Here is a 1,439-nt window from a genome sequence, read left to right as displayed (position 1 = left end):
ATTGCCACTCTCATCGGCGTGTCTTGGCAATAACTTCATGATCAACGCGGGAGGTGGGGGGCAGAGAGGGAGGGGGTCAGGGGGTGCGGACTGCTTCCAGGGCCAGCAGGGCCACGTGCAGGGAGACGCTTGCCTCTACCGAGTCGAGGTCCACGTCGAGGATGCGGGCTATGCGGGCCAGGCGTTCGTAGAAGGCCGGTCGGGACAGGTGGGCGGCCGCGGCGCCGGCGGACTTGTTGCGCCCCTGCTCCAGGTACGCGCGCAGGGTGTCGAGGAGCCGCTCCCGGGGGTGCTGGGCGTCGTACTCCAGCAGTGGGCCGAGTTCGCGCTCCACGAAGGTCTGTAGCCGGGGCTCGTCGCGCAGCAGGTGCAGCAGCCCCGCGAGGCCCACGTGCGGCAGTCGGAAGATCGGCAGGTCACGCCGGTCCCGTCGGGCCGCCTCGACGATCTGCCGCGCCTCGACGAGCGACCGTCGAGCCTCGCGCAGACTGCTCACCCCGGACCCGGCGGCCACGATCAGTCCGGCCGACGCGCCGCCGACGCCACCCCGCAGCGGGTCGACACCCGACCCCAGCCGGGACGGATCGGCAGCGGACGTGGCCCGGCCCGTGCCGGCGTCGAGGCGTACCCGACGAAGTGCGCCGGCGAACGCGGTCAGCGCGCGGTCCTCGGCGGCCGCGTCGGGCAGGGCCAGCAGCGCGCCCACCGAGTTGTCGTCGACCGCGCTGGTGAGCGCGGTCAGCTTCGCCTCCCGCAGTGCCTGGCCGACGGCCTCGGACAGGTCCCGCAGCCGGGCCTGGCCGGCCTCGGGGCCGTTCTCTCCGGCGGGGTCGTCGCCACGGTGGCGAACCATCACGCCGACGAGGTGCCGGCGGTCCAGCGCCACACCGAGCGCCTTGGCGCGCAGCGCCACCTCGTCGACCGGTCGGGAGTGGTCGAGCAACGCCGTGAGCAGGGTGCGGTGCAGCTGCCGTTCCAGCCCCTCGGCGTCGCGGCGGATCAACCGGCCCAGCGCGAGGGTGGACGCGGCCCGCTCGATGAGGATGGTGAGCCGGGTGGGCGGGGCGACGGTCGGCTCGCCAGGCCGGGCGCTGGGCGCGTCTCCGCTGGCCGGCCAGCGCAGCAGCAACCGCCCCCAGTCCTGCCCTCGGGCGCCGACGACCGTCACCAGCCAGCCGCTGTCCGGGTCGTACGCGGTGCGCCCGGCCGGCCGGATCCGCCGCGAGTGCTGCTCCCAGCCGTCCAGCAGCAGCTCGGCGCTCTCCCCCGCCGGGTCGTACCCGAGGACCTGCCGGGACAGGTTCTCCAGCACGACCGGGCACCCGGACAGCTCGGCAGCCTGCCGGATCACCTCGGCCGCGTCGGCGCCCTCGACGGAGAGGTCGGTGAACCGCTGGTGGATCTCCTCGGCGGCGCGCAGCTCGGTGAGCTGCGCGTCG

Annotated in this window: 1 protein-coding gene; it reads right to left on the bottom strand. The window is 74.6% G+C overall.

Annotated features, from left to right (window positions below; all coding sequences use genetic code 11):
- Window positions 1-76: 76 nt before the first annotated feature.
- On the bottom strand, window positions 77-1,439 hold a 1,363-nt coding region (locus tag AB0J68_RS32160), incomplete at its 5' end, for a helix-turn-helix domain-containing protein (RefSeq protein WP_363942648.1).

It is taken from the genome of Micromonospora sp. NPDC049580, from assembly GCF_040675595.1.
In the GTDB taxonomy this organism is placed as follows: Bacteria; Actinomycetota; Actinomycetes; order Mycobacteriales; family Micromonosporaceae; genus Micromonospora.
The sequence above is the reverse complement of the archived record's forward strand: the minus strand, read 5'-3'. Positions and strand labels throughout refer to the sequence as shown.